Genomic DNA, 2,478 nt, shown 5'->3' with positions numbered 1-2,478 from the left:
TTTAAATATAAAGCTTACATGTTATTGACTGATTTAATCCCAGGGATAGGTTCGGAATTAACACATTTATTAATCTATTTTGTTATAGGATGCTTTTTTATCATAGTGGGCAGTATATTTAAGCAGGCTATTGTTTTTAAAAATGAGAATGATTTGACTGTTTAGCTAATAAAAAAGATTCCTTTGGAAGTATATTATCCTGGGGATCTTTGTTAGTGGGATTTTGCAAAGTGAAATTACCAAAAAGCTCATGGACTCGATGCCCATGAGCTTTTGCATGCTAAGAGTCGTTATATTTTATGTGCATAAAATAGAGTTAAAGAAAAGTATGCACCTATATATTGGCGGGCAACAATTATTGTTCATCAAAGCCCATATCGTCATACCCGGAACCCACCACCGTTATTTCTATATTATCCAGGACAACACCCTTTAGTGTGGGAAGGGCACTGCTGATATTGGCAAGGGCAGTATCGGCAAAATAAGCCCTTACACGGTATTTGGCATCTTCCATTTGTATATGGGTGTATGCCTTTGTGTTTTGAGGGTTGACTATAATTGTCACCGTTGTCTTTTCGGTTATTTTATACATGGTCTGACCGGGTTTAACGTATTCACGGTATTTAAAGTTGTTAAAGCTTGAAAGAGTGCCCGATTCTTCATAACCCTCCAGGACATTTTTCCAAAATACATGGGTATTTGAACCGTCCACATCGGTAGAGTGTTTGATTTCCTCCACCGTCTTAACATAGCGGGAGGGATCGGCCTTTCTGTCTATTACTTTAAGCCAGTTTACCCCGTTCAAGCCTACGGGGTCAGCCGCCGTAATGGCTGCAGGCCTTGCGGTATAAACGGTACCCTTTTTGGTTGCCGGCTGGTTTTGTATATCCACTGCTTGGTTTTTATTGTTTATGTACACAAGATCCGATTCGTATCTGAAGGAGTTGATAAGTGCCTGTACTAGGTTCTTGTGTTCCTCCGTATCAGCATTGGTGGGTTTATAGGTTACCGTCTCTACGGTAAATTGGTAGGTGCCGGTGGGGTTAAAGTAGTAGCCCGACCGGATGGGATAGGCTAAATTTTGATATACTTTGTCTGATGCAAAAACAGCCCTGTCCAGTTCGGAATTTCTTGTATCGCCTTTTCTTGCAGCATCCCTGCTTCGTTTATAATTGGCAGCCATGCCGGCCGGTACTGACCAGTTGATTGTTCCGCTGTTTTGCTGTGTAAAGGTTCTTTGGTATTGACCGTCTACCTGTGTGGGATTAATCAGTTTGCCGTTTTCGTCCATATGATACATCCAGCGGATAACATCGAAATTATAGGGGGTAGATGTCCACAGTATCTTCTTTTCCAAAGGCTTGGCTGCATTGTTTTCAATTGTATTTTGGAAGGTCTTCGGTGCAATATGGGAACTGCCGTTATATATAAAAGCTCTTATTGTTATTGCTTTTTTCCCGCTGTTGAAGGATGCTTTAGTTGATTTTGTTTCAGTTTCCTCTTCGCCCGTTGTAATATTATATTCTTTGTATGTATATTTTCTTTCAACCTCACCTCCAAAAGATATTATGCCGGTTTTTACCATGGGCTCCCATGGTGTTTTCCAATCCGAGCATTTTCCACTATCCGGATTGTCCCCAAAGGAACTTCTTTTAAGGATCATACTTATATCCGGCCTTCTTACAAACCTGGTTCCTTCTTCATTTACTTCCGGGTTGTTTTTAACATTGAAATCGCTGAATAAATTCCCGGCCTCATTTGTTGTTACATTCAGCTTGCCGCGTGCATTTCCTACCCATGAATTGTTCTCAGGGTTTGGAAGTATCAATTCCGCCACAATGTCTACATCGGCAAGGGGGAATTCCACCTTCCTTGATAAAACATTGTAGTCCAAATCAAATTGCTCTTTTGAAGTAGGAATTATTTTTACAGCCTTTATTAATTCTCCCGAATCAATAACATTATTATCCAGGTATTCTTCCTCTGGGTTTTGTCCGTCCTTGTTCACTTCAAACTTTATATTGACATCGCTGTCAGGCATTTTAAAGGTAGCATAAAGAAGGCATTCGCCTTTTGATGCCTCTATTTTCTCAATATTTCCTTTTCCGGCTTTGGCATTGCCGGAAAAGGTAGCCGGTACAACCTCTCCATCTTTATCTGTGATTTCCCATTTGTATGGAACATTGGTCAAATCCGTTTCGAAAGTAGATTTAACCATTACTCCCACTAAAACGTCATCTCCTTCCACTACACTGGCAGGAAGGGTTTCAAATTTTGCCGCCAGGTCATTAGGCCCCATACCTGCATAAAAAGTGAATTTTAACGGATATTTGAAATGGATTCCCACTGCTCCGCCATTTCTAAAGGTACCGAAGCCTACAGAGGATTCATTGGAATACCGGGTTGTATTGCCGGTTTTAAAGGTAAATCCGTCCACTAAATGACCGTCTGCATTTTTTATCTGGATTGGGGCAATCA

Annotated in this window: 1 protein-coding gene; it reads right to left on the bottom strand. The window is 40.7% G+C overall.

All coding sequences use genetic code 11. The features are described 5' to 3' along the window. Positions 1–355: 355 nt before the first annotated feature. On the bottom strand, positions 356–2,478 hold a 2,123-nt coding region (locus PLH43_RS13540; protein ID WP_324363991.1), incomplete at its 5' end, for a hypothetical protein.

This window comes from Acetivibrio sp., from assembly GCF_035371925.1.
Taxonomy (GTDB): Bacteria; Bacillota; Clostridia; order Acetivibrionales; family Acetivibrionaceae; genus Hungateiclostridium.
The sequence above is the reverse complement of the archived record's forward strand: the minus strand, read 5'-3'. Positions and strand labels throughout refer to the sequence as shown.